Origin of the sequence: Aurantimonas litoralis (assembly GCF_026153195.1) — a bacterium.
Taxonomy (GTDB): Bacteria; Pseudomonadota; Alphaproteobacteria; order Rhizobiales; family Rhizobiaceae; genus Aurantimonas; species Aurantimonas coralicida.
In genome coordinates, this window is sequence record NZ_JAPFBM010000004.1 from 77649 (window position 1) to 103744 (window position 26096).

Consider the following 26096-nt stretch of genomic DNA (forward strand, 5'->3'; position numbering starts at 1 on the left):
CGATCAATAACGCTGCCGCAGCCGTGCGACCGGATCGTCGCCGACGCGAGAACCCTTCGAGAGCATCGATGAAGATCAACGGAAACGAAATTCGCCCTGGCAACGTCATCGAGCACAATGGCGGCCTGTGGGCGGCGGTGAAGACCGCCCATGTGAAGCCCGGCAAGGGCGGCGCCTTCGCCCAGGTCGAGCTGAAGAACCTGATCGACGGCACCAAGCTGAACGAGCGCTTCCGCGCCTCCGAGACCGTCGAGCGCGTCCGCCTGGAGCAGAAGGACTACCAGTTCCTCTACGCCGAGGGCGAGATGCTGGTGTTCATGGACACCGAGACCTACGAGCAGCTGGAGCTCCAGAAGGACTTCGTCGGCGAGCGCGCCGCCTTCCTGCAGGACGGCATGATGGTTACGGTGGAAAGCCACGAGGACAAGCCGATCGGCATCAAGCTGCCCGACCAGGTGGTGCTGGCGATCGTCGAGGCCGACCCGGTGGTCAAGGGCCAGACCGCGGCCTCGTCCTACAAGCCGGCGGTGATGGAGAACGGCATGCGCGTGATGGTGCCGCCGTTCATCGAGACCGGCGAGCGCATTCTCGTCGACACCAACGAGATCACCTATCTGCGCCGCGCCGACTGAGGCTGAGCCCGAGATTTCCTGACGGCGGCCGCCATCCGGGCGGCCCTCTCCTATTCGACGAAAGCAGACGATGGCCCGATCCGCGCTTCTCCATGTGATGACGCAGGCCGCCATGAAGGCCGGCCGTTCCCTGATCCGCGACTTCGGCGAGGTGCAGAACCTGCAGGTCTCGATGAAGGGACCGGCGGATTTCGTGTCCAATGCCGACCGGCGGGCCGAGGAGATCGTCCACCAGGAACTGTCGCGGGCGCGCCCGGACTGGGGCTTCCTGATGGAGGAGCGCGGCGTCGTCGAGGGCAACGACCCGCAGCACCGCTGGATCGTCGATCCCCTGGACGGCACCACCAACTTCCTGCACGGCATTCCGCAATTCGCCATCTCGATCGGCCTTGAGCGTGACGGCCAGATCGTCGCCGGCGTGGTGTTCAACCCGGCGATGGACGAGCTCTACACGGCGGAGAAGGGCGGCGGCGCCTTCGTCAACGACCGGCGCCTTCGGGTCGCGGCCCGCAAGTCCCTGGCGGAAGCGCTGTTCGGCACCGGCACGCCGTTCCTCGGCCATGGCGACCATGCCGGCTATCTGTACGAATTGCGCCAGATCATGGGCGAGACCTCGGGCGTGCGCCGCATGGGCGCGGCCTCGCTGGACATGGCCTATGTGGCGGCCGGCCGGCTCGACGGCTTCTGGGAGCGCAAGCTGAAGCCCTGGGACGTGGCCGCCGGTTCGATCCTGGTGCGCGAGGCGGGCGGCTTCATCAGCGGCATGAACGGCGCCAAGTTCGACCACGAGATCGGCGACGTGGTCTGCGGCAACGAGTTCATGCGCAAGGCGCTGAGCGACCAGATCGCCCTGGCCGAGCGCAAGCGCACGGCCGCCGCCCAGAACGGCTGAGACGACCGCGGCCGCATCGTCGGCCGCGGCAGACGGCAGGGGACGGCTGGCGGGGCGACGTAACGGGCGTTTAAAAGAGCCGCATTATTCCTTACCTTGCCTTATGGTTCGAGTGAACGCGGGCAGCGGGGTCCGTGCCGTGGACCCGAACCGGCGGAGTTGATTGGAACGCGATGCAGGTCTTCAGATCGTCTACGGACAACACCGGGCGGCCGGATGATTTCGATCCGAACCGGCTGTCGAGCCCCATGGTCTTCCTGTGGTCGATGCTGGTGTTCCTGGCGCTGGCCTCCTTCGTGGCGGCAATCCTCGGCCGGCAGATCTCCACCGCCTTCGCCACCAATCCCGGGCTGAACGGCCTGATCATCGGCGTTCTGGCCGTCGGCATCCTGCTGGCCTTCCTGCAGGTGCTGCGGCTGTCGCGCGAGGTCCGCTGGGTCAACGCCTTCCGCGAGGGCTCCTCGGACTTCGACCGGCTGAAGGATCCGGTGCTGCTGGCGCCGATGCGCGGCCTGATCGGCCGTCGCCGCTCGATCTCGCTGTCGACCCATTCGATGCGCTCGATCCTCGATTCGATCGCCACGCGCCTCGACGAGACCCGTGACATTGCCCGCTACCTGATCGGCCTCCTGGTCTTTCTCGGTCTGCTCGGCACGTTCTGGGGCCTGTTGCGTACGATCGGCTCGATCGGCGCGACCATCCAGGGTCTCGATCCGGCCGCCGGCGATACCGCCAGCGTCCTCGACGCCCTGAAGGCGGGCCTCGCCGCGCCGCTGTCGGGCATGGGCACGGCGTTTTCCTCGTCGCTGTTCGGCCTGTCCGGTTCGCTGGTGCTCGGCTTTCTCGACCTGCAGGTCGGGCGGGCGCAGAACCGGTTCTATACCGAGCTGGAAAACTGGCTGTCCTCGGTGACCGATGTCGGCTCCGACATGGTGCTGCCGCCGACGGGCGAGGGGTCGCAGGTCGCCGCCGGCGGTTCGGAGCAGTTGCGGCAATTGTCCGAGCAGATCGACAAGATCGCCAAGGACCAGACCACGACACCGCGCACCAGCGCCGCCATGGCCAATCTGGCCGAGAGCATCCAGGGCCTCGTCACCCATATGCGCAGCGAGCAGCAGATGCTGCGCGACTTCGTGGAGACCCAGGCCGGTGAGCAGCGCGAGTTGCGGCAGGTGCTGGACCGGCTCGCCGGCAGTCTCGGCGACAAGCGCAAGGAACCCTAGCCATGGCGCTGTCGCGCAACCGCAGGAGCGATCGGTCGGTCGATTACTGGCCGGGCTTCGTCGATGCGCTGTCGACGCTGCTGCTGGCGATCATGTTCCTGCTGTCGGTGTTCGTGCTGGCGCAGTTTCTGCTCAGCCGCGAGATCACCGGCAAGGACGAGGTGCTCGACCGGCTGAACAGCCAGATCAACGAGCTGACCCAGCTCCTGGCGCTGGAGCGCTCGACCACCCAGGACAACGAGGACCAGATCGCCAATCTGCGGGCCTCGCTCGCCGGCATCGAGGAGGAGCGTTCGCGCCTGCAGGAGGCGCTGGAGTCGGGATCGGGCTCGGCCGCCGCCGCCTCGGCCCGGGTCGAGGGCCTGCAGACGGCGCTCAGCGAGGAGCAGGAGCTGTCGCAGCGGGCCCGCTCGCAGGTGGAGCTTCTGAACCAGCAGCTTGCGGCCCTGCGCCAGCAGATCGGCGCGCTGGAGCGGGCGCTGGAGGTGTCCGAGAGCCGCGACGCGGAAAGCCAGACCAAGATCGCCGATCTCGGCCGCCGCCTGAACGTGGCGCTCGCTCAAAGGGTGCAGGAGCTGTCGCGCTATCGCTCGGACTTCTTCGGCCGGCTGCGCGAGATCCTGTCGGATCGCGAGAACATCCGCATTGTCGGCGACCGCTTCGTCTTCCAGTCGGAAGTGCTGTTCCCCTCGGGATCGGACGTCCTGCAGGAGGCAGGCACCGACGAGATGGCCAAGCTCGCCGAGGCGATCGTCGCGCTCAACCGCGAGATCCCGTCGGACATCAACTGGATCATCCGGGTCGACGGGCACACCGACAACGTGCCGATCTCCGGCGGCCGGTTCGAGGACAATTGGGAGCTGTCGACCGAGCGCGCCGGCGCGGTGGTCAAGTATCTGATCAGCCAGGGCGTGCCGCCCGAGCGGCTGGCGGCGACCGGCTTCGGCGAATACCAGCCGATCGATCCCGAGAACACGCCCGAGGCCCGCGCCCGCAACCGGCGCATCGAGTTCAAGCTGACCGAACGCTGAGCCGGCGCCCCGCGCGCCGCCGCAAAGCCTGCGACCTTGCGGCGCGCTGCGGCGGAGCGAACTGCCGCGCTGCGTGATTGACCTTGTCGCGACCCCCATGCCAGCATCTTGCCCGAGGGGAAGGGCACCCCCTCCACAACGATCGCGCCCAGCGCGGCAGGGGAGGAAACATGCACAGGATCCTGATGAGCACGGTCGCCGTGTTCGCACTCATGGCGGTGTCGCCGGCGGCGGCGCAATCCGACGACAACATGAAGAAGCTGCAGGGCATGCAGTCGACCGGCACCTCGATGGACTTCCAGACCATCGACCAGACCGGCGGCTATGCCGACCAGCTGCGCAAGAACCTGGAAGCGATCACGCTGCCGGACGGCTTCGAGATCTCGCTCTACGCGGTGGTTCCGGACGCCCGCCACATCGCCGTCGGGCCGCAGGGCGTCGCCACCTTCGTGGGCACCCGCAAGCAGACCGTCTGGGCGATCACCGACCGCGACCGCAACCGGGTGGCCGACGAGGTGAAGCAGTTCGCCCCGTCGATCGACTTCACCATCCCCAACGGCGTCTGTTTCTCCGATGACGGCTTCCTGTTCATCGCCGAGCAGAACCGGGTGCTGGTGCTGCCGGCCGCCGAGTTCTTTTACGAGAGCCCGGACGTGGCCGTCGGCGTGGTGGTGGACAAGGGCGAGCTGATTCCGGCCGCCGAGGAATCCTTCAACCACACCGCCCGCGTCTGCCGGATCGGGCCGGACAACAAGCTCTATGTCTCGCTCGGCCAGCCCTACAACGTGCCGCCCGAGGAGAAGAGCGACCTCTACAAGCGCGAGGGCATCGGCGGCATCGTGCGCATGGAGCGCGATGGCAGCGGCCGCGAGGTCTACGCCACCGGCGTGCGCAATTCGGTCGGCATGGACTTCAACCCCGACAATGGCGAGTTGTGGTTCACCGACAACCAGGTCGACGGCATGGGCGACGACATCCCGCCGGGCGAACTGAACCGGGCGACCGCGGCCGGCCAGGATTTCGGCTTCCCCTGGTATGGCGGCGGCAGCGTGCGCACCAACGAGTACAAGAACGCCGAGATCCCCGCCGATGTGGTGATGCCGGAAGTCGAGATGGACGCCCATGCGGCCGATCTGGGCATGACCTTCTATGACGGCGACAGCTTCCCGCGGAAATATCGCGGCGGCATCTTCTCGGCCCAGCACGGCTCGTGGAACCGGACCGACCCGATCGGCGCGCGGGTGATGTTCACCTCGCTCAACGAGGATGGCTCGGCCAAGGAGACGGAAGTCTTCGCCGACGGCTGGCTGTCGGACAGCGGCGAATATATCGGCCGCCCGGTGGACGTGGCGACGCTGAAGGACGGCTCGCTGCTGGTCTCCGACGATCTGGCGGGCGCGATCTACCGGATCGCCTACACCAAATAGGCGTTCTTGACGCCGACAGGGCCGCGCCGTGAGACCGGCGCGGCCCGCCACCCTCCAGACGGATGACCCCCATGACCCAGTTCCTGCCGCGCGGCCTCGCCGCGGCGCTGCTTCTTCTCGCCTCGCCCGCCGCCATGGCCGCGGATCTGGCGGCCGGCAAGGAGAAGGCCGCCATGTGCGCCACCTGCCACGGCCTCGACGGCGTGGCGACGGCGCCCGACGCGCCGAACATCGCCGGCGACAGCGCCTTCTATCTCGCCGAACAGCTCAAGGCGTTCCGCTCCGGCGCCCGCCAGCACCAGCAGATGTCGATCATCGCGCAGGGGCTGGAAGACGATGACATCGCCGATCTGGCCGCCTGGTATGCGGCGATCGACGTGACGGCGACCATGCCCGAGGTGGATTAGCCGGGACGCCGGGCTTCGCGGACGCAGGGGCCGCTGCAAGGGCACGAGGGATCACTTGGACGCGACGCGGCGCGCTGCGGGACGCCGCGTTCGCGGTGCTATTCGGCGGCGCCGAGCATTGCGTCGGTGCGGCCGGCCTCGAACTGCAGGCGGGCGAGACGGGCATAGATGCCGTCCCTGGCGATGAGCGAGGCGTGGGTGCCTTCCTCGACGATCTGGCCGCCATCGAGGACGAGGATGCGGTCTGCCTTCAGCACCGTGGCGAGGCGATGGGCGATGACCAGCGTGGTGCGGCCCTCCATCAGCTTTTCCAGCGCCCGCTGGACGAGGATCTCGCTTTCGGCGTCGAGGGCGGAGGTCGCCTCGTCCAGGAGCAGGATCGGCGCGTCGCGCAGGATCGCCCGGGCGATCGCCACGCGCTGGCGCTGGCCGCCCGACAGGGTGATGCCGCGCTCGCCGATGACCGTGTCGTAGCCGTCCTGCATGGCCTCGATGAAGCCTTCGGCCAGCGCCGAGCGGGCCGCCGAGACGACCTGCGGGCGCGAGGCGTCCGGATCGCCGAAGCCGATGTTCTCGGCCGCGGTCGCGGCGAAGATGGTCACGTCCTGGGGGACGAGGGCGATGCGGCTGCGCAGCTCCTCGAGATCGGCCGCGCGCACGTCGACGCCGTCGATCAGGACACGTCCCGCATCGGCATCGTAGAAGCGCTCGATCAGCGAGAAGATGGTCGACTTGCCGGCGCCGGACGGGCCGACGATGGCGACGGTCTCGCCATGCTTCACGGTGAAAGAGAGTTCGTGGACGGTCGAGACGTCGGGCCTCGTCGGATAGGCGAAGCTGACCCGGTCGAAGACGACCTCGCCGCGCGCCGGGCGGGGCAGGGCGACGGGATCTTCGGGCGAGCGGATGGCCGGTTCCTCGGCCAGGAGCTCGGACAGGCGCTCGGCGGCGCCGGCGGCCTGGGCGATCTCGCCCCAGACCTCCGAGAGCTGGCCCACAGCGCCCGCGGCGAAGACGGCGTAAAGCAGGAACTGGCCGAGCGTGCCGCCGCTCATCGAGCCCTCGGTGACCTGCTGGGCGCCGATCCACAGGACGGCGATGATCGAGGAGAAGATCAGGAAGATGGCGAAGGCGGTCAGAAACGCGCGGGCGCTGACCGAGGCGCGGGCCGCCTGGAAGGCGCGGTCGACGGCGGCGGCGAAGCGGTTGCCGGTGGCGGTCTCGCTGGTGAAGGCCTGGACGGTGCGCACGGCGCCGATCGCCTCGGTGGCATAGGCGGTGGCGTCGGCCAGCGTGTCCTGGGCGTAGCGCGAGCGGCGGCGCACGGAACGGCCAAAGGCGACCAGCGGCACGATGATGACGGGAATCGCGGCGATGACGATCAGCGACAGGCCGGGGCTGGTGATCACCATCATGACGACGGCGCCGATGAACAGGATGGCGTTGCGCAGGGCCAGCGACGCGGTGGCGCCGACGACGGACTTGATCTGGGTGGTGTCGGCGGTCAGGCGCGAGACGATCTCGCCGGTCAGCGCCTTGTCGTAGAAGCCCGGCGACAGCCGCGTGACCCGCGCGAAGACATCCTTGCGCAGATCCGCCACGACGCGCTCGCCCAGCGTGATGACGAAATAGTAGCGGCCGGCGCTGGCGATTGCGAGGACGGCGGCCAGGACCACCAGCATGGCGAAATAGGTGTCGATGAAGGCGGTGCTGGGGGCGTCGAAGCCCTTGTCGATCACCCGGCGCACGGCCAGCGGCAGGGAGAGCGTGGTGAGGGCCGCCAGCGACAGGAAGAAGATCGCGCCGGCGACCTTGCCCTTGTAGCGCTTCAGATAGGGAATCAGCCGGGCGAGGGGCTTCAGGTCGCGGCGCTTGCGTTCGGCTTCGCGCTCGCCGGCTGTCATCTGGCGCAAGCCCGCCTCCAGTCATTCTCGCAGTTCATGGACCCACCGCGCGTACCGCGACGGGGATGGCCTCCGGCTCTTGTGCCGACAGGTGCCCTCATGTATAGGCTCGTCCTCGAATTTGAAAGCGATCGCGCTTTCCAACTCCGCGACATCGAGACCTGCAGGCGGCCCTGTCCGCAGCTGTGTCGGTTTGGCGGGGATCCGGCCAGACCCAAGGATCGAAGGCGATGAAAGACAAAATCCACCCGGACTACCACACGATCACCGTCGTGATGACCAATGGCACCGAGTATCAGACCCGGTCGACCTGGGGTTCTGACGGCGACAAGATGAATCTCGACATCGATCCGACCAGCCATCCGGCCTGGACCGGCGGCAACCAGCAGCTGCTGGACCGCGGCGGTCGCGTGTCGCGCTTCAAGAAGCGGTACGAAGGCCTCGGCATGTAAGACGCCGACACGGCGTCGACATGAAAAAAGCCCGGCCATCGTGCCGGGCTTTTTGCTGTTTGGGGTCCGGAAGCGACGAGCGGCGGGGCCGCGCGGTCGCGTGCAGAGGTCGCCGCGCGCGACGCCCGTCAGGGCTTCGGCGTCGGATCGTGGAAGAACAGGTCGTAGCCGGCCAGCAGCACGGTCGCCAGGAGCACCAGGCCGAGATCCGGCGACGGCACGTGGACGATGAGAATCAGCAGGAAGGCGCACAGGACGGCGTAGGCCACCAGCGACAGCTTGCGTTCCAGTGTCATGTCAGGCGCTCCCGTTGGTCAGTTGCGTTTCGAGCCAGTGCGCGGTGCGCAGAAGCCGGCCATCCTCGCCGCGCCGGCCAACGAGCTGGACGCCGATGGGCTGGCCATCGGGGGTCTCCAGCAGCGGCAGCGTCACGCAGGGCACCCCGAGGAACGTCCACAGGGCATTGAACACGTTCTCGCCCTCCGGTGCCACGCCGGGCCGGGACGGGCCGATGGCGGCGGGCGTGAGAATGGCGTCGCAGCGCGACAGCACCGCTTCCAGCCCCGCATAGAGCACGGCGCGCCAGTCGAGGGCGGCGAGGTAGTCGCGGGCGAGGATGGCGTCGCCCTGTTCCAGGAGGGCCGTCAGCCCGGGCGAGACGGCGCCGGGATAGCGCTGGCGCGTGCCGTAGAGGTTCTTGGCGGCCTCGGCCAGCCGGACCCGCTCGGCATGGATCAGCCCATCGGCGAAGATCTCCGGCAGATCGGCGTCGAAGCAGCGTTCGCCGAGCTCGCTCGCGACTTCGCCGATGCCTTCCTGGGTGAGTGGATCGGCGCGGTCCCACCAGGGCGTGCGCACGATCGCCAGCGTCGGCACGACGGGCGGCGTCATGCCTGCCTGGGCAAGGAGCTGCGGATGCGGCGTCGCCTCGGTCGAGGGATCGGCCAGATCGTTGCCGAACAGGCATTCGGCCAGGAGCGCGACGCCGGAGATGCTGCGGGCGCAGACGCCCGGGGCGTCGAGGCTGGGGGCCACGTCGCGGACGCCGCGGCGCGGGATGGCGCCGAAGGTCGGGGTATAGCCGGTGATGCCGCTGGCCGAGGCGGAGCGGATGAGCGCGCCGTCGCCGGCCATGCCGACGCCGAGCGAGGCGGCGCCGCGGGCGACCGCCGTGACGCAGCCATCGATGCCGGTGGCCGGCGCATCTGTGTCGGTCGACGTGACAGCGGGGCCGATGCCGAGTTCGCGCACTGCCGTCTTGCCGGCGATCAGCGCACCGGCCGAGCGCAGGCGCTCGACGATGGCGGAATCGGCTTCCGGCACCCGGCCGGCAAAGGGGGCGAAGCCGGCGATGGCCGGCATGCGCGCGGCGTCGATCATGTCGTCGACGGCGACCGGCAGGCCGTGCAGCGCGCCGATGGAGCGCAGGCGCCCCCGCTGGGTGTCGAGATGGACGCCCTGGCGACGGGCGAAATCGGCATCGAACCAGGCGAAGGCGGCGGCCGCCGCCGGATCGCTCTCCACCCGGGCGGCGGCGGCGTCGGCGACCTCCCCCGCGCGCGCTGCGCCCCCTGCCAGCCGCTCGCGTAGGTCGAGCGGCGGCAGGTCGATCAACGAACTCCTAGCGGCCATAGAAGACTTCCGGGAGGTAGTAGACCGACTGCGGGACGAGATAGACGACCGCCATCGCCAGGAACACCATCATCAGGAAGGGCAGGACGCCCTTGAAGATGTCGGTCAGCTTCACGTCCGGCGGCGCGATGCCCTTCAGGTAATAGGCCGACATGGCCATGGGCGGCGTCAGGAACGAGGTCTGCAGGTTCAGGGCGACCAGGATGCCGAAGAACAGCGGATCGATGCCGAACATTTCCAGGAGCGGCAGGAAGATCGGCACGAAGATGATGATGATCTCCGACCATTCCAGCGGCCAGCCGAGCAGGAAGATGATCAGCTGGGCTAAGAGCAGGAACTGCAGCGGCGTCAGGTCGAGGCCACGGACGAACTCGGAGATCACCTGCTCGCCGCCGAGATAGGAGAAGACCGAGGAGAAGATGTAGGAGCCGACGAAGAGCCAGCAGACCATCGCCGTGGTGCGGACCGTCAGATAGACGGATTCGCGCAGCCGCTGGAAGGTGAGGGCCCGGTAGCCGACGGCCAGCAGGATGCCGCCGAGGGCACCGATCGCCGCCGCCTCGGTCGGCGTGGCGAGGCCGAACAGGATCGAGCCGAGAACGGCGAGGATCAGGAAGGCCAGCGGCAGGAACGACGTCAGGATCATGAAGGTCAGCCGCAGGAACGGCACGTCCGGCACCTCGTCCTTGGTCGGGCGCGGGGCGGCGCTCGGCTGCAGGACGGACCGGCCAATGATGTAGACGAGGTAGAGGCCGACGAGGATCAGGCCCGGCAGCAGCGCGCCGGCATAGAGCCGCACGATGGAGACGCCGGAGGCCGCCGCATAGACGATCAGCATGATCGAAGGCGGGATCAGGATGCCGAGCGTGCCGCCGGCGCAGATGATGCCCGAGGCGAAGGACTTGTCGTAACGCGCGTTCAGCATCGCCGGCAGGGCGAGCAGGCCCATCAGCGTGACGACGGCGCCGACGATGCCGGTGGCGGTGGCGAAGAGGGCGCAGGTGATCAGCGCCGCGACGCCCATCGAGCCCGGCATGTTCTTGGACGCGATGTTGAGCGTGGTGAACAGGCGGTCGACGATGTTGGCGCGTTCGACGATGTAGCCCATGAACAGGAACAGCGGGACAGCCGTCAGCACCTCGTTCGCCATCACCGTATAGGTCTGGTTGATGAACAGGTCGAAGACCGTGTTGCTGAAGAACCCGTCTATCCAGAGCGTGAAACTGTCCCAGCTCGAGGCCAGCTCGTCGAGCCGATTGTAGCTGCGCCACATGCGGTTGGGGTCGAAATAGGCGTAGTAGCCGAAGCCGATACCCATCGCCATGAGGGTGAAGGCGATCGGAAAGCCGAGGAAGACGAGGAAGATAAACAGCCCCAGCATCAACAGGGCGAGTTGCGGGTCACTCATGGATGGGCATCTCTCTCGGCCGCGGTCGCCTTGTTGAGGACGGTGTCCTCGGTTTCCTGAACGTCTTCCTCGGGCCGGATCCATTCACCGCCACGGATGCACTGGATGCAGCGCATCATCTCGGCAATGCCCTGGATGAAGAGGAGGATGCCGGCGGCGACGATGACGGTCTTGAACTGGTAGATCGGAATGCCGGCCGGGCTGTTGACGCTGACCTCGCCGTAGCGCCAGGAGCGCGCGGCGTATTTCCAGCCGGCCAGGATCAGCGCCGTGACGCCGGGAAAGAAGAAGAAGACGTAGAGCACCAGGTCGACCATGGCCTGGGTGCGGGGCTTCCACATCCGGTAGAGGAAGTCGCCGCGGACATGACCGCTGCGCGACAACGTATAGGCACCGCCCATCATGAAGAGCGTGCCGTACATGATGAAGGAGACGTCGAGGGCCCAGGGGGTCGGCGATCCGAGGACGTATCGCACGAAGACCTCGTAGCTCGTCCCGAACGTCATGAGAATGATCAGCCAGGCAAAGGCCTTGCCGAAAGCTGCCGACAGGGCGTCGGCAAAACGAATGAATGCGATCATGGACTCCCGATCCTCGTACAGAAATGTCCGGCGGTATCAGCCGCCGGACATTCCGTTCTTCGACGCAGCCGGCGTCAGCTCGGCAGCTTGCCCGGGAAGAAGAAGTTGTAGGCCAGCCGGTAATCCGGCGAGTTGAGCAGCTCGTAATAGGAGACGCGCTCGACCCATTCGCGCTGGCTGTCGAGGATCTTCTTGAAGAAGGTGTCTTCCTCGAGCCCGACGATCAGCTGCTTCCAGGCTTCCAGCTGGGCTTCCAGGATCTCCGGCGGGGTCTGGCGGACCGTCACCCCGTCGACGTCCTGCAGTTCCTGCAGGTCCTTGGAATATTCGTTGAGGGCGAGCGCCGTGTTGGCCGTGGAGGCCGCCTCGACGCTGTATTCCATGATGGCCCGCAGGTCGTCGTCGAGATCCTCCATGAAGTCCTTGTTGAACAGGAACTCGAAGGCCTCGCTCGCCTGGTGGTAGGAGCCGAGATAGTAGTTCTTGGCCACGTCCTGCGCACCGAAGCGACGGTCGGAGGAGGGGTTGTTGAACTCGAAGGCGTCGATGACGCCGCGCTCCATCGCCGGGACGATTTCACCGCCCGGAAGCTGGGCGACGCTCATGCCCATGGACTGCATCAGATCGGCGGCCAGACCGACGGTGCGGTACTTGAAGCCCTCGATGTCGGCGACCGAGTTGACCGGCTCCTTGAACCAGCCGAAGGGCTGTGCCGGCATCGGGAAACCCATCATGCCGATGACGTTCAGGCCCATGACGTCCTGGGTCAGCTCCTTGTAGAGCTCGCTGCCGCCGCCCTGGTAGAACCACGACAGCATGGTGGTCGGGTTGCCGCCGAAGACCGGGCCGGTGCCGAACAGCGAGGCGGCCTTGTTCTTGCCGTACCAGTAGGCCGACACCGAATGGGCGGCATCGATGACGCCGTCATTGACCGCGTCCATCACCTGGAAGGCGGCGACGACGGCGCCGGCCGGCAGGAGATCGATCTTGAGGCGGCCGCCGGACATGGTCTCGACGCGCTCGACATATTGCCGGGCGAAATCCATCCAGATGTCCGAGGCCGGCCAGGACGTCTGCATCTTCACGACCAGCGGCGACTGGGCCAGCACGGCCGGCGCAGCGAGAGTGCCGGCAGCCGCTCCCGCAGCAACGACGCCACCCCTCAGGAACTTGCGGCGAGAAACGCCGTCATTCGACTTGGACAGGCTCTCAACGTTGTTATTGCGGCGCAGCATTATCTACTCCTCCCTTATGAATTCACTCGGAATGACCTGTTGCCTCCCAGCGCGTGCAAGATTGCCGATTAAAAACTCCACGTCAATCAAGGCGGAAGCCAGCCGCCTTGAGCAGCCGCTCATGTGAGGAGGGCCGCGCACCGGGCGGGGCTCGCCGATCGCGGGGTGGCGGCAAGGCGCAACGGCGCTGCAGCAGGTGGAGCAGTCACAAGCCGATGGTTTGCAAGGGCTTGCGTGCGATTTACGTTTACGGAAGAGGCAGGTCCGGGCGCGCCGGGGCGCGGGTCCGGCGGGGCCTGCGCGCGCCGTTGCGGGCTGCGATCACGATGGCGGGAAACGCTGCACCGGCCGCGCCGGGTCGCAAGATGAGACCAAAGTCTAACGCGCCGGGCGGTGCAAAACGCGCCGCCCGGCGGTGGTGCTCGGCGCCTAGAATTCCAGGCAGATCTTGCCGAAATGCGCCCCCGATTCCTCGTGGCGGAAGGCGTCGGCGATGCCTTCCAGCGCGAAACTGCGGTCGATGATCGGCTTCAGGCCGATGGCTTCGATGGCGCGGACCATGTCCATCTGGTGCCGTCGGCTGCCGACGATGAGACCCTGCAGGCGCTGGTGCTTGGCCATCAGGGCGGCGGTCGGCACCTCGCCGGCGCGCCCGGTGAGGACGCCGATGAGGGCGATGTGGCCGCCGATGCGACAGGCGGTGATCGACTGCGGCAATGTGCCCGGGCCGCCGACCTCGATGACGTGGTCGACGCCGCGGCCGTCGGTCAGGTCGAGGACGGTCTGTCCCCAGTTTTCGTCGCGTTTGTAGTTGATGGTGTGGTCGGCGCCCATCTCCCGCAGCCGCTGCAGCTTGTCGTCGGAGGAGGAGGTGGCGATGACGCGGGCGCCCATCAGCCGGGCGAATTGCAGGGCGAAGATCGAGACGCCGCCGGTGCCCAGCACCAGCACGGTGTCGCCGGCCTTGATGCCGCCATCGACGACGAGGGCGCGCCAGGCAGTGAGGCCGGCGGTGGTCAGGGTGGCGGCTTCGGCGTGGCTGAAACCCTTGGGCGCATGGGTGAACCAGGTGGCGGGACGCACGACCTCCTCGCGGGCATAGCCGTCGACGCCGTCGCCGGGCGTTGTCCTGAAGTCGGCCACCGGCGGTTCGCCGTCGAGCCAGAGCGGGAAGAAGGTCGAGACGACATGGTCGCCGACGCTGAACTCGCCGACGCCGTCGCCGACGGCCTCGACGGTGCCGGCGCCGTCGGACATGGGGATGCGACCGTCCTCGGTCGGCATACGGCCACTGACGACGCCATAATCGTGGAAATTGAGGGAGCTGGCGCGAATCCGGACGCGGATTTCACCGGGGCCGGGCGCGCCCGGTGCGTCGCGCTCGACGAGCTGTAACTGGTCGAGGCCGCCGGGCTTGCTGAGCTGGATCACGCGCATCGCGTCGTCTCCTGGGTTCGCTGGAAGGGTGGGGAGCGAACGCAAGGAGGCGGAGGGCGGTTGCGGCTTGGCGGCGAACACACCGTCGCCTGCGTCGCTCACGGGCGGGCGATGAACCCGCAGGATGAGGCGATCGGCGTTTGCCGACCGCGGCGCCAATCAGCCGTGGAAGGCGGTCTTCAGAAGGTCGATCTGTTCGCCGACCGGATTGCGCGCGGCGTGCTCCGGCTCGGCGGCGTTCTCGCCATAGATCTCGCGATCCAACATGGCGATGCGGCGCTCCAGCATGAGGGCGCGTTCGACGAGATCGCGGAAGGCTTCCGGCAGTTCGCCGTAATTCGGCGAATCCTTGGCGCTGCCGAGGCCTTCGAGACGGACCTTGACCTTCTCGGCCTCGACCTGGGCGCGCGACATGTCGCCCTGATTGGCGGCGCGCTGGAGCAGCAGCCAGGAAGCGACCTGCATCAGCCGGGTGGTCAGGCGCATGGATTCGGCGGCGTAGAGCGTGGTGCCGTGTTTGGACAGCGCCTTCGCCTCGACCCGGCCGGCGCCGTCGAGATAGATCGCCGTCTCGTCGACCAGGGCCATGCCCTGGTTGAACAGCGGCTGGAAGGAGCGCGAGAAGGCCAGATGCTCGGCGAGCCGGATCGTGCGGTCGCCGTCCGATGTGCCGTTGGATTGGATCGTCATCGAGCCGAATTCACTCCCCATCGCGGACACCTTTTCGCACTGCCAGAATCGGTCGGACCGCGAACAGGGCGCGATCGTCGAACGAGAACAGGGTGCGTCCGTTACCAAGGCTTTGCAAGCGAGGGCGCCGGACAAGGTTAATTGCTGTTAAGCAAGCGCGGCAGGGGCGGGACGGTTCCGCCGGTCTGTCAAAAAAAGGGGCCGCGTGAGCGGCCCTTCAGGAGTTTTCAACAGGGAGGCGTCAAACGGGGCGGAAACCGCTCCGTCTATCCATCAATCCGGCGTTCCTTCAATCTGGACTGATCTCAGTTAAACCCCGGAAACCTTACTCAGGGCTTAACGGTGGTTCGCTTTCGTAGGAATTTCTCTACGTTTCGTGACGACGGCCAACACGGAGATCACGCAGACCATGACGATACCCCAGGACATGCAGGCAGCCCTTCTCGACGGATTCGGCGGACCCGAGGTGCTGAAGCCCGGCACGCGGCCGGTGCCGAAGCCGGCCGCCGGCGAGGTGCTGGTGGCGGTGGCCGCGGCCGGGGTGAACCGCCCGGACGTGATGCAGCGCCAGGGGATGTATCCGGCTCCGGCCGACGCGCCGGACTGGCCGGGCCTGGAGATCGCCGGCATCGTCGTGGCGCTGGGCGAGGGCGCCAGCCGCTTTGCCGTCGGCGACCGGGTGATGGCGCTGGTGCCGGGTGGCGGCTATGCCGAATACGCGACCGTCGCCGAAGTGAACGCGATCCCGGTGCCGGAGTCGCTGTCGATGATCGAGGCGGCCGGCGTGCCGGAAACCTATTTCACCGTCTGGCACAACGTCTTCCAGCGGGCCAAGCTGACGGCGGGCGAGAGCTTCCTCGTCCATGGCGGCACGTCGGGCATCGGTACGACGGCGATCCAGCTGGCGAAGCATTTCGGGGCGCGGGTGTTCGCGACGGCGGGCAGCGACGACAAGTGCCGGGCGGCCGAATCCCTCGGCGCCGAGGCCTGCATCAACTACCGCACGCAGGATTTCGTCGAGGCGCTGCGCGAGAAGACCGACGGCAAGGGCGTCGACGTGATCCTCGACATGGTCGGCGGCGAGTACACGCCGCGCAACCTGCAGCTGGCCGCCGAGGACGGGCGGATCGTGCAGATCGCCTTCCTGAAGGGGCCGAAGGCGCAGATCGACCTGACGCCGCTGATGCGCAAGCGGCTGACCTTCACCGGCTCGACCCTGCGCAACCGGCCGGTCAGCTTCAAGGCGGTGATCGCGTCCGAACTGACCGATCAGGTGGTGCCGCTGCTGGAAGCGGGCACGGTGAAGCCGCTGATCGACGAGGTCTATCCGCTGGAGAAGGCCGCCGACGCGCATCGCCACATGGACGAGGATCACATCGGCAAGATCATCCTGACGACGCGCCATCTGGAGAGCTGAGCGCGTAGCGGCGGCCCCTGCCGGGTCGCCGCACGGGAAATCCGGCGATTTCCTTGCACCAATATGGCTAACGGCCTATAAGGGCGCCCGAATTCCCGTACATGTGGTGAGTATCCACGGCCGGCCCTTCCGGGGCAGGCACTTAGGAGGATTGTATCGTGGCACAGCAATTATTGATGCCAAAAGCGACCGCCGTCTGGCTGGTCGACAACACTTCGCTGTCCTTCGAACAGATCGCGGATTTCTGCACGCTGCACCATCTCGAGGTGAAGGCGATCGCCGACGGCGAATCGGCCCAGGGCATCAAGGGTCTCGACCCGATCATGACCGGCCAGCTGTCGCGCGATGAGATCGAGGCGGCGGAGAAGGATCCGAACCGCAAGCTGAAGCTCGCCGCGCCGAAGGTGCGGGTGCCCGAGGCCAAGCGCAAGGCGCCGCGCTACACGCCGGTGTCGAAGCGCCAGGACCGCCCGAACGCGATTCTCTGGCTGGTGCGCAACCATCCGGAGCTGAAGGATTCGCAGATCTCGAACCTGGTCGGCACGACCAAGAACACGATCCAGCAGATCCGCGACCGCAGCCACTGGAACTCGGCCAATCTGCAGCCGATGGACCCGGTGACGCTGGGCCTGTGCACGCAGATCAATCTCGACCTGGAAGTCGAGAAGGCCTCGCGCGGCATCGTCCGCCCCGAGGAGATCGCCGAGGAAGAGCGCCTGCTGTCGGCCTCGCAGACACAGAACTGGGACCGTTCGCGCGAAGACCGCGAAGAGGGCGAGCTCGACGCGGCGGCGGTGTTCGCCAAGCTCTCCTCGATGCAGAGCACGGACACCGACGAAGACGACGGCAACCAGAACTGAGATCGCCCGCGGCCGCAACGGCCCCGGGACATGCCAAAGCGGCGCCGGAGTGATCCGGCGCCGCTTTCGTTTGTGGGAATGTCCTTCGATGCGGGACGGCGGCCGGGGCGGCCTGCCGCGGAGCAATCAGTCGGGCTCGGGCGTCGCGACGGTGTAGTTGAGGCCGAGGCGGCCGCCATCGGCATAGAGCGTCTGACCGGTGACGTAGCTGGCCTCGGCGGAGGCGAGGAAGGCCGCCAGCGCGGCGATCTCCGACGGCTCGCCGATGCGGCCCATCGGGGTGCGCGACAGGATGCGCGCCGTGGCGTCCTTGTCGGCGACGACCGAGCGCAGCATGTCGGTCATGATCGAGCCCGGTCCGATGGCGTTGACGCGGATGCCGTAGGGCGCCAGCGACTGGGCCATCACCTTGGTGAGCTGGTTCATGCCGCCCTTGGAGACCGAATAGCCGACCTGGTCAGGCAGGGCGAAGACGGCGTTGACCGACGACATGTTGACGATCGATCCCGGCTCGCCGCCATCCTTGACCTTCTGCACCAGATGCCGCGCCACCGCCTGGCCGCACAGGAAGGCGCCCTTCAGATTGACGTTCAGCACCTTGTCGAAGGCTTCCTCTTCCAGGTCGAGGAAGTCGGCCTTGTGGACGATGCCGGCATTGTTGACGAGGATGTCCACGTCGCCGAAATCGTCGAGGGCGGTCGCCACGAGATTGTGGACATGCAGCCGGTCGGCGACGTTGCAGACCACCGAGCGGATCTCGCCCAGTTCCTTCAGTTCGGCCGCGGCAGCGAGGCCGGCCCGCTCGTCGACATCGGCGATGATCACCCGGGCGCCGTCCTCTAGGAAGCGGCGGGCGATGGCCTGACCGATCCCCTTGGCGCCACCGGTGACGATCGCGACCTTGCCTTCGAGTGACATGGCGCTTCTCCTTTGACATCTCAGCCGCGCCGAACGCGGCAACGCGCTCTCCATACCAGAATGGGCGGGCAAGGGCAGGGGCGCCGGACCGGTTCGCCGGCCGCCGCGTCAGCCTCGGTCCAGACGGCGATGCTTATGCTGCCGGCAGGGCACGGGATTGAACGCCGCAGGGGCGCCGATTAGTGTCGCCCTGTCTCTTCCCATCGCGCGCAAGGCGCCGAGGGGCTCTTTGCAAGTGGAGTGACCGTCCTTGGCCAGCGCGATCGAACAGAGCGTCAGACGCGCGCTGCAGAAGGGGAATGCCGCCGATCCGGATTTTCGCCTCGTGGTCTACGAAGCGGCCGAGCGCGCCATTCTCCGCGTGCAGTCGGCGCAGCAGAGCGACGAGGCGGAAGCCGATCGCAAGCGCCAGGCGCTGATCAGCGCGATCGAGGCGATCGAGGCGGAATATCCGGCGCCGGGCGGCTATGGGGACGATGCCGTGTCCGAGGACGGCGACGCGACGGCATCAGTCGAGCCGGACGTCGCCGCGCCCGCGACGCCGCCGATCCCGGCGGAGACGCCGGAGGCGATGCCGGCCACCGCCGACGAGACGCAGGCAGCAGATACGCCTGACACCGCTGCGCCGGCGGCTGGTGCGACGCGCACCGCCGAGGCGACGCCCATGTCACCGACGCCCGCCGCAAAGACGCCGCCCGCGAAGACGCCGTCCGCCAAGATGCCCGCGGCCAAGGGCGATGCGAAAGCCGCGACCGCCAAGCCGGGCGCCGCGACATCCACCAAGCCGGTGCGCGACCGCTGGTCGCCCGACCACAAGCCGAAGCGCGGCCGTCCGTTCAGCGAGGCCAGCAACAAGCTGGTCGGCGCGGTCATCGTCGTCCTGTTGCTGCTGCTGATCGCCGCGGCGGTCTGGGTCGTGCTGCCGCTGTTCTCCACCGCGCCGGCACCGGTCGCCAGCGAGGATGGGCCGACCATCGCCGAGACGATCCAGTCGGCCGGCGAGGACCCGGCGCTGACCGGCGGACCCTCGCCGGACAACTGGATCGACGTCTTCGCCGGCACCGATCTGGAGAAGATCGCGGCCGAGGGCGGCGCACGCGCCAGTGGCGTGGCGGGATCGGGCGGCCGGATGGCCGTGCAGATCGCCGCGCCGGCCGATGGCGACGGGTCGGAGGTCAGCCTGGTCATCGGCGCCGGGATCGTCGAGCAGATCGCCGGCAGCCGGGCCCGCGGCGAACTCGCCGTCGGATCGCCGGACGACCAGGGTCGCGAGTTCAGCGTGAGCTGCCTGTTCGCCGGCGAAACGGTCTGCGGGCGCCAGCGCTTCCAGGTGAGCGCCGCGGAGGAGACCTTCGTCTTCGACATGGCCGTGCCGGAAGGCGCCATGGGTGCCGCGCAGCTGGTCATCGATCCGCAGATCGGAACCGGGGCGGGCGACCTGAACGTCTATGGTTTCCGTGTCCAGGCCATCGACTAGCACCGGCGCCGCCGGCTCGCGAACCGCGCCGGGCGCCAACCGGCGTCATCGATCTTCGACAATTCTGCGCTAGGAAGGACGGATGTCGCATTCGTCCTGCCGCCGTCCGATTCCCGCCCCACAGGTGTCCGCTTGAGCCCGCCCGAGCCCGGCGAGCCGGAGATCGTGCCCGCCGGCCGCTCCGGCGTGCGGGCCCGGTCCGTGGCGCTCGCGGCGCTGATCGGGCTCGGCGGGCTGGGCTGGTTCGTGCCCGAGGCCGCCCCCGGATGCGTGGCCGTCTTCCTGTTTCTTCTGGCGGTGCTCTACGTGCCGCAGCGGGTCGACCGGCGCCGGCAGGCGGTGGCGGCCAGCGAACGCGCCGACACGACCTGGCCGAGCCGCGGCGTCAAGGCGGTGGTGGAGGCGCTGCAGCAGCCGAGCTTCATCATCGACCGCCAGATGCTGCTGCGCTACCGCAATCCCGCCTCGCTGGTCGGCTTCGGCAACATGGCGCTGGGCGACGCGCTGTCGCTGCGCTTCCGCTCGCCGGAATTCCTGGCGGCGGTCGAGGCGGTGCTGCGCGACAACCAGCCGGGCAGGGTGACGATCGAGGAGCGGCGTCCGGTCGAGCGGGTCTGGCAGATCGAGATCCTGCCGATCCCGCCCTATCAGGGCGAGCGGCCGCATTTCTTCCTGATAAGGTTCAGCGACCGGACCGCCGAGCTGCGCATCGAACGCATGCGGACCGATTTCGTCGCCAATGCCAGCCACGAATTGCGCACGCCGCTGGCCTCGCTGTCGGGCTTCATCGAGACGCTGCTGGGGCCGGCTAAGGACGACCCGGCGGCGCGCGAGAAATTCCTCGGCATCATGCGCGAGCAGGCGACCCGCATGTCGCGGCTGATCGACGACCTCCTGTCGCTGTCGCGGATCGAGATGAAGCGGCATGTGCCGATCTCGACCCGTGTCGATCTCGGGGCGATCCTGCGCAAGGTGGAGAGCCAGCTGGAGCCGCTGGCCGAGCAGCTGGACGTCGAACTGGCGCTGGACCTGCCCGAGGAGCCGGTGGCGATCCCCGGCGACGAGGACGAGCTGATGCAGGTCTTCTCCAACCTGGTGGAGAACGCCTGCAAATACGGCGAGACCGGCAAGCGCGTGGAGATCAGACTGACCCGGACGGTCGAGGCCGGCGGCAGTTTCGTCGACGCGGCGGTGCGCGATTTCGGGCCCGGCATTCCGGCCGAGCACGTGCCGCGGCTGACCGAACGCTTCTACCGCGTCGATCCCGGCCGCTCGCGGGCCAAGCGGGGCACCGGCCTCGGCCTGTCGATCACCCGCAACATCCTCTTGCGCCATCGCGGGCGACTCCTGGTGGAATCGACCATCGGAAAAGGCTCCGTGTTCACGGCCAGGTTACCGCTGCCGCGGCCCGATTCTGACACTACGGAGAAAGCGCTATAAGAAACAGCGGCTTGGACTGTCATAAAGGTGCAATCCGACTGTCATATAGACTTCTTCCAGCGCCGCTAGACGTGTCGGCGAGCAGCAGCCGCCAGACAGGGCGGCCCAACAGTGCTCGGTTCGAAACAAACTCCTCAAGGAGACGCACCCGTGAACAACAAGTTCATCGCCAGCCTCGCGCTCGGTACCGCCATGGCACTGACCGGCCAGGCCGCTGCCCAGTCGAACGAACAGGTCCAGGTCGCCGGTTCCTCCACGGTTCTTCCCTACGCCCAGATCGTCGCCGAGAATTTCGGCGAGGTCTTCCCCGATTTCCCGACCCCGATCGTCGAGTCCGGCGGTTCCTCGGCCGGCCTGAAGCAGTTCTGCCAGGGCGTCGGCCCCGACACCATCGACATCGCCAACGCCTCGCGGGCGATCCGCCCCGCCGAGCTTAAGGCCTGCGCCGACGCCGGCGTGACGGACGTGCAGGAGGTCAAGTTCGGCTATGACGGCATCGTCTTCGCCTCGGACGCCGCCGGCCCTGACTTCGCCCTGACCCCGGAAGCGGTCTTCAAGGCGATGGCCGCCAAAATCGTCCAGGACGGCAAGGTCGTCGACAACCCGTACGGCAACTGGTCGGAGATCGACGCCTCGCTGCCGGACCAGAAGATCACCGCCTTCATCCCGGCGTCGAACCACGGCACCCGTGAAGTCTTCGAGGAGAAGGTCCTGGCGGCCGGCTGCGAAGCCTCCGGCGCCATCGAGGCCTTCACCGCGTCCGGCATGGACGAGGATGCGGCCGAGGACCAGTGCCTCCAGATCCGCAACGACAACACCGTCTCCGAGATCTCGGGCGACTACACCGAGACCCTGTCGCGCATCGACGCCGACAAGCAGGCCATCGGCGTGTTCGGTCTCGCCTTCTACGAGCAGAACCAGGACAAGCTGAAGGTCGCCACGATCAACGACATCGTGCCGTCCGCCGACGCCATCGCCTCGGGCGAGTACCCGGTCTCCCGGCCGCTCTACTTCTACGTCAAGAAGGCTCATATCGGCGTCGTGCCGGGCCTCAGCGAGTACGTGCAGTTCTTCCTGTCCGACCAGATGACCGGCCCGGACAGCCCGCTGGTCGAGTACGGCCTGGTTCCGGCGCCGGAGGCCGAGCGCGAGGAGCAGCGCTCGACGTTCGAAGCCGGCGACACGATGAGCGTCGAAGGCTGATACCGCCGCCCCGTGCGCCGCGGCGCATGACAGCATCGAAGCCGCCGGTCCTCTACGGCACCGGCGGCTTCATCCGGTCCGAGACGGCCACCGACGAGACCGCCCGGTTCGCGCCGCGCTTCGCAGCCTTCACCTCGACGCCGACCTCATCGGCGGCGCAGCCGTCACTGGCGGGAGACATGCATGCCGACCTCCACCCTCGTCCTGATCCTGCTGCTGATCGGCGCAGCCGCCTTCTATCTCGGATACCGGCGGTCGAAGTCGCTGGCCGCGGAGGCGGGACGCAAGCTCCATTCGCGCCCGGTCTATCACGGCTCCTACGCTCTTTCCTGGACGCTGGTGCCGTCGCTGTTCGTCCTCGCCGCCTGGCTGCTCGCCGCGCCCGTTCTGATCGCGACGGAGATCCGCAGCGAGTTTCCCGAGGGCGTGCTGGCCGAGACGGGACTGACCGAGGATCTGGCCTACGGCATGGTCGAATCCATCGGCGCCGGCCTGCGTCTTCTGCCCGATGACGAGCGCGCGACGATTTCGGCAAGCTCGCAGATCGCGACGCTGAAGCCGCTTCTGGAAGCGCGCGGCATGCCGGTCGCCTCGTCGAGCGCCGACTTCATGATCCCGCTGGCGATTCAGCGCAATCGCCTGGAGACGATCAGCCATACGGCGATGACGGTCGTCGTGCTGGTGCTGGCACTGGCCGGCGCCGCCTGGGCCTACTGCTCGATCGCGGTGCGCCTGCGGGCCCGCAACGGGGTCGAGGCGGTGGTCCGCAACGGCCTGATCATCTGCTCCTCCATCGCCATCCTCACCACCGCCGGCATCGTCTTCTCGATGCTGTTCGAGACGATCGACTTCTTCTCGCGGGTGTCGCCGGCGAATTTCTTCTTCGGCACGGTCTGGGAGCCGCGCTTCGCGGCGGCAGGGTCCGGCGGGGCGGAAGGCCAGTTCGGCCTGATTCCGCTTCTGGCCGGCACGCTCTACATCGCCGGCGTGGCGATGGCAGTGGCGGTGCCGATCGGCCTTTATGCCGCGATCTACATGGCCGAATACGCCACCCGCACGACACGCTCGGTGGTCAAGCCGCTGCTGGAGGTGCTGGCCGGCATCCCTACCATCGTCTACGGCTTCTTCGCCCTCGTCACGGTGGGCCCGTTCCTGCGCGACCTGTCCGGCCAGCTGGCGGGGCTGGTGACCGGCGAGTATACGAGCTTCATCCAGGCCCAGAGCGTGCTGACGGCCGGCCTGGTGATGGGCATCATGCTCATCCCCTTCGTCTCCTCGCTGTCGGACGACATCATCACCTCGGTGCCGCGCAGCCTGCGTGACGGCTCGCTCGGCCTCGGCGCGACCCGCTCGGAGACGGTCAAGCGGGTGATCATGCCCGCCGCGCTGCCGGGCATTGTCTCGGCGCTGCTCCTGACCGCCTCGCGGGCCATCGGCGAGACGATGATCGTGGTGCTGGCGGCGGGCGTTGCCGCCAATCTCACGCTCGATCCGTTCGAGGCGATGACCACCGTCACCGTCAAGATCGTCAACCAGCTGACCGGCGATCTGGAATTCACCTCGCCGCAGACGCTGGTCGCCTTCGCTCTGGGCATGACGCTGTTCGTCATCACCCTGTGCCTCAACATCTTTGCCCTCTACATCGTCCGCAAGTACCGGGAGCAGTACGAATGACCGACGCGACAGCCAACGGCGTGCGCGACGGCGCCGCCGCGCCCGGACGCCGCGACATCGGCATCAAGCGCCGCTACCGTGCCGAACGCCGCTTCAAGATCTATGGCATCGTGGCCATCGCCATCGGCCTGTTCTTCCTGGTCGCGCTGCTGTGGAGCGTCGTGTCGAAGGGCTACACCGCCTTCTGGCAGACCGAGATCCAGGTGCCCGTGACCTTCTCCGAGGAGGTGATCGGCAGCCGTCAGGACGCGCTCGACAATCCGACCAAGCTGATGATGGCCAATTATCCGACGCTGGCCCGCGACGGGCTGGTGCAGATGCTGGGCGTCGACGCCGAGGACCGGGCCGCGGTCAAGGAGGTCGGCAAGCTGATCTCCTCGGGCGTCCGGGTGCAGCTGCGCGACATGGTGCTGAACGATCCGTCGATCATCGGCACGACGCAGGACATCTGGCTCTATGCCGGCTCGGAACTCGATAGCGCGCTGAAGGGCCAGTACGATCTCACCGTGGCGGAGGGACGCCGTCCGATCAGCGACCGGCAGCTCGGCTGGATCGATAGGTTGCAGGAGAGCGGCGCGATCGAGAAGCGCTTCAACTGGGGCCTGTTCACCTTCGGTGCGTCGAGCCGGGCCGAGACGGCCGGCGTTGGCGTGGCAATCGTCGGCTCGCTCTACATGATGGGCATCGTGCTCGTGCTGGCGTTGCCGATCGGCGTGGCGGCCTCGATCTATCTGGAAGAGTTCGCGCCGAAGAACCGCTTCACCGACCTGATCGAGGTGAACATCAACAATCTGGCGGCGGTGCCCTCGATCGTGTTCGGCCTTCTGGGCCTGGCGGTGTTCATCAACTGGTTCGGCCTGCCGCGTTCGGCGGCGCTGGTCGGCGGCCTGGTGCTGACGCTGATGACCCTGCCGACGATCATTATCGCGACGCGCGCTGCGCTGAAGGCGGTGCCGCCGTCGATCCGCTCGGCGGCGCTGGGGCTCGGCGCTTCGAAGATGCAGATGGTGTTCCAGCACGTCCTGCCGCTGGCCATGCCGGGCATCCTCACGGGCACGATCATCGGGCTGGCCCAGGCGCTGGGCGAGACGGCGCCGCTGCTGCTGATCGGCATGGTCGCCTTCGTGGCGGACTATCCGTCCTCGCCGATGGACGCGTCCACGGCGCTGCCGGTGCAGATCTTCATGTGGGCCAACGAGGCCGAGCGCGCCTTCGTCGAACGGACGTCGGGGGCAATCATGATCCTCCTGGCGTTCCTGGCGGTCATGAACATCACGGCGATCCTTCTGCGACGCCGCTTTGAGAGGCGCTGGTAGACATGCGACAGGAGACCTCCATGATGGAAAATATCCAGGTGACGTTAGCGAAAGGGCCTGTCGTGCAACCCAGACGTCCGATCAAGATGCGATCCGAGAAGGTGACCGTCCATTACGGTCCCAAGCAGGCGCTCTACGACATCGATCTCGATGTCGAGGAGAACCAGGTGACGGCGCTCATCGGACCGTCGGGCTGCGGCAAGTCGACCTTCCTGCGCTGCCTGAACCGGATGAACGACACGATCGACATCGCCAAGGTGGGCGGCAAGATCACGCTGGACGGCGAGGACGTCTACGATCCGGCGATCGACGTGGTCGAGTTGCGGGCGCGGGTCGGCATGGTCTTCCAGAAGCCCAACCCGTTTCCGAAGTCGATCTTCGACAATGTCGCCTACGGTCCGAAGATCCACGGTCTCGCCTCGACCAAGGCCGAGCTCGAGGAGATCGTCGTCACTAGCCTGCGCAAGGCCGGCCTCTACGAAGAGGTCAAGGACCGGCTCGCGGAGCCGGGCACCGGCCTGTCGGGCGGCCAGCAGCAGCGCCTGTGCATCGCCCGCGCCATCGCGGTGTCGCCCGAGGTGATCCTGATGGACGAGCCCTGTTCGGCGCTCGATCCGATCGCGACCGCCAAGGTCGAGGAACTCATCGACGAGCTGAAGCAGAACTACACCATCGTCATCGTCACCCATTCGATGCAGCAGGCGGCGCGCGTCTCGCAGCGCACGGCGATGTTCCATCTCGGCTATCTGGTGGAGGTCGGCCCGACGGAGAAGATGTTCTCCAACCCGGACGACAAGCGCACCCAGGACTACATCACCGGCCGCTTCGGCTGAACGAAGG

25 protein-coding genes are annotated in these 26096 nt (G+C 67.4%); 15 read left to right on the plus strand and 10 right to left on the minus strand.

Annotated features, from left to right (window positions below):
• The first annotated feature begins 68 nt into the window (after nucleotides 1-68).
• The 6 genes from efp (at nucleotide 69) to N7I30_RS10180 (ending at nucleotide 5612) form a co-directional block, all read left to right on the plus strand.
• Nucleotides 69-632: an elongation factor P gene (efp, locus tag N7I30_RS10155; protein WP_009208693.1), complete on the plus strand. Its 564-nt coding sequence runs from the start codon at nucleotides 69-71 to the stop codon at nucleotides 630-632.
• 70 nt (nucleotides 633-702) lie between these two features.
• Entirely contained in the window at nucleotides 703-1524 is an 822-nt protein-coding gene (locus N7I30_RS10160; RefSeq protein ID WP_024348897.1) for an inositol monophosphatase family protein, read from the plus strand.
• A gap of 173 nt (nucleotides 1525-1697) precedes the next feature.
• Entirely contained in the window at nucleotides 1698-2747 is a 1050-nt protein-coding gene (locus N7I30_RS10165) for a flagellar motor protein MotA (protein ID WP_498638591.1), read from the plus strand.
• 2 nt (nucleotides 2748-2749) lie between these two features.
• Nucleotides 2750-3778, plus strand: coding sequence for a peptidoglycan -binding protein (locus N7I30_RS10170; RefSeq protein WP_491373544.1), 1029 nt, complete (start codon nucleotides 2750-2752; stop codon nucleotides 3776-3778).
• A gap of 170 nt (nucleotides 3779-3948) precedes the next feature.
• Nucleotides 3949-5205 (plus strand): PQQ-dependent sugar dehydrogenase, encoded by a 1257-nt coding sequence (locus N7I30_RS10175; protein WP_277022101.1) that lies wholly within the window; start codon nucleotides 3949-3951, stop codon nucleotides 5203-5205.
• Between the two features lie 71 nt (nucleotides 5206-5276).
• Complete coding sequence (locus N7I30_RS10180; RefSeq protein WP_498638594.1) at nucleotides 5277-5612, plus strand: c-type cytochrome; 336 nt, start codon at nucleotides 5277-5279, stop codon at nucleotides 5610-5612.
• 98 nt (nucleotides 5613-5710) lie between these two features.
• On the opposite strand, the gene N7I30_RS10185 is transcribed toward N7I30_RS10180, so the two are convergent.
• Complete coding sequence (locus N7I30_RS10185; RefSeq protein ID WP_498639076.1) at nucleotides 5711-7516, minus strand: ABC transporter transmembrane domain-containing protein; 1806 nt, start codon at nucleotides 7514-7516, stop codon at nucleotides 5711-5713.
• Nucleotides 7517-7746: 230 nt separating this feature from the next.
• Here N7I30_RS10185 and rpmE point away from each other — a divergent pair, with 230 nt between their 5' ends.
• Nucleotides 7747-7968: a 50S ribosomal protein L31 gene (gene rpmE / locus N7I30_RS10190; RefSeq protein WP_024348891.1), complete on the plus strand. Its 222-nt coding sequence runs from the start codon at nucleotides 7747-7749 to the stop codon at nucleotides 7966-7968.
• A gap of 128 nt (nucleotides 7969-8096) precedes the next feature.
• Here the strand turns inward: rpmE and N7I30_RS10195 are convergent, their stop codons facing one another.
• From N7I30_RS10195 to rcdA, 7 genes are all read right to left on the minus strand, one after another.
• The gene (locus N7I30_RS10195; protein WP_169513613.1) at nucleotides 8097-8264 is read right to left on the minus strand and encodes a hypothetical protein; all 168 of its coding nucleotides are present in this window, start codon (nucleotides 8262-8264) and stop codon (nucleotides 8097-8099) included.
• 1 nt (nucleotide 8265) lies between these two features.
• The gene (locus tag N7I30_RS10200) at nucleotides 8266-9600 is read right to left on the minus strand and encodes an amidase (RefSeq protein WP_498638597.1); all 1335 of its coding nucleotides are present in this window, start codon (nucleotides 9598-9600) and stop codon (nucleotides 8266-8268) included.
• Entirely contained in the window at nucleotides 9590-11008 is a 1419-nt protein-coding gene (locus N7I30_RS10205) for a TRAP transporter large permease (RefSeq protein WP_024348889.1), read from the minus strand. Before N7I30_RS10205 ends, N7I30_RS10200 begins: the two co-directional genes overlap by 11 nt.
• The gene (locus N7I30_RS10210) at nucleotides 11005-11589 is read right to left on the minus strand and encodes a TRAP transporter small permease subunit (RefSeq protein ID WP_024348888.1); all 585 of its coding nucleotides are present in this window, start codon (nucleotides 11587-11589) and stop codon (nucleotides 11005-11007) included. Before N7I30_RS10210 ends, N7I30_RS10205 begins: the two co-directional genes overlap by 4 nt.
• A 74-nt stretch (nucleotides 11590-11663) precedes the next feature.
• Complete coding sequence (locus N7I30_RS10215; protein WP_024348887.1) at nucleotides 11664-12824, minus strand: TRAP transporter substrate-binding protein; 1161 nt, start codon at nucleotides 12822-12824, stop codon at nucleotides 11664-11666.
• Nucleotides 12825-13253: 429 nt separating this feature from the next.
• Nucleotides 13254-14261 (minus strand): zinc-dependent alcohol dehydrogenase family protein, encoded by a 1008-nt coding sequence (locus N7I30_RS10220; RefSeq protein WP_498638600.1) that lies wholly within the window; start codon nucleotides 14259-14261, stop codon nucleotides 13254-13256.
• Nucleotides 14262-14420: 159 nt separating this feature from the next.
• Entirely contained in the window at nucleotides 14421-14972 is a 552-nt protein-coding gene (rcdA, locus tag N7I30_RS10225) for a protease adaptor protein RcdA (protein WP_228240260.1), read from the minus strand.
• 388 nt (nucleotides 14973-15360) lie between these two features.
• On the opposite strand from rcdA, the gene N7I30_RS10230 reads away from it, so the two are divergent.
• Both N7I30_RS10230 and N7I30_RS10235 read left to right on the plus strand, forming a co-directional pair.
• Nucleotides 15361-16368 (plus strand): NAD(P)H-quinone oxidoreductase, encoded by a 1008-nt coding sequence (locus N7I30_RS10230; protein WP_498638604.1) that lies wholly within the window; start codon nucleotides 15361-15363, stop codon nucleotides 16366-16368.
• Between the two features lie 158 nt (nucleotides 16369-16526).
• Nucleotides 16527-17228 (plus strand): DUF1013 domain-containing protein, encoded by a 702-nt coding sequence (locus N7I30_RS10235; RefSeq protein WP_187390217.1) that lies wholly within the window; start codon nucleotides 16527-16529, stop codon nucleotides 17226-17228.
• 126 nt (nucleotides 17229-17354) lie between these two features.
• Here N7I30_RS10235 and N7I30_RS10240 read toward each other — a convergent pair whose 3' ends face one another.
• Nucleotides 17355-18146 carry an SDR family NAD(P)-dependent oxidoreductase gene (locus N7I30_RS10240; protein ID WP_498638606.1) on the minus strand — a complete coding sequence of 264 codons (792 nt, stop codon included), beginning with the start codon at nucleotides 18144-18146 and terminating at the stop codon, nucleotides 17355-17357.
• Nucleotides 18147-18396: 250 nt separating this feature from the next.
• Here N7I30_RS10240 and N7I30_RS10245 point away from each other — a divergent pair, with 250 nt between their 5' ends.
• From N7I30_RS10245 to N7I30_RS10255, 3 genes are all read left to right on the plus strand, one after another.
• Nucleotides 18397-19623, plus strand: coding sequence for a hypothetical protein (locus N7I30_RS10245; RefSeq protein WP_498638608.1), 1227 nt, complete (start codon nucleotides 18397-18399; stop codon nucleotides 19621-19623).
• Nucleotides 19624-19755: 132 nt separating this feature from the next.
• Entirely contained in the window at nucleotides 19756-21063 is a 1308-nt protein-coding gene (locus N7I30_RS10250; protein WP_498638610.1) for an ATP-binding protein, read from the plus strand.
• A gap of 192 nt (nucleotides 21064-21255) precedes the next feature.
• Nucleotides 21256-22266, plus strand: coding sequence for a PstS family phosphate ABC transporter substrate-binding protein (locus N7I30_RS10255; RefSeq protein WP_498639078.1), 1011 nt, complete (start codon nucleotides 21256-21258; stop codon nucleotides 22264-22266).
• A 52-nt stretch (nucleotides 22267-22318) separates the two neighbouring features.
• On the opposite strand, the gene N7I30_RS10260 is transcribed toward N7I30_RS10255, so the two are convergent.
• Nucleotides 22319-22447, minus strand: a complete 129-nt coding sequence (locus tag N7I30_RS10260; RefSeq protein ID WP_276324886.1) for a hypothetical protein — start codon at nucleotides 22445-22447, stop codon at nucleotides 22319-22321.
• 2 nt (nucleotides 22448-22449) lie between these two features.
• Here N7I30_RS10260 and pstC point away from each other — a divergent pair, with 2 nt between their 5' ends.
• The 3 genes from pstC to pstB are packed head-to-tail and all read left to right on the plus strand — an operon-like array spanning nucleotide 22450 to nucleotide 26089.
• The gene (gene pstC, locus N7I30_RS10265) at nucleotides 22450-23940 is read left to right on the plus strand and encodes a phosphate ABC transporter permease subunit PstC (protein WP_498638612.1); all 1491 of its coding nucleotides are present in this window, start codon (nucleotides 22450-22452) and stop codon (nucleotides 23938-23940) included.
• Nucleotides 23937-25256: a phosphate ABC transporter permease PstA gene (gene pstA, locus N7I30_RS10270; RefSeq protein WP_498638614.1), complete on the plus strand. Its 1320-nt coding sequence runs from the start codon at nucleotides 23937-23939 to the stop codon at nucleotides 25254-25256. The genes pstC and pstA overlap by 4 nt, the downstream gene beginning before the upstream one ends.
• Before the next feature lie 23 nt (nucleotides 25257-25279).
• Nucleotides 25280-26089 carry a phosphate ABC transporter ATP-binding protein PstB gene (pstB, locus tag N7I30_RS10275; RefSeq protein ID WP_498639079.1) on the plus strand — a complete coding sequence of 270 codons (810 nt, stop codon included), beginning with the start codon at nucleotides 25280-25282 and terminating at the stop codon, nucleotides 26087-26089.
• The last annotated feature ends 7 nt before the right edge of the window (nucleotides 26090-26096 follow it).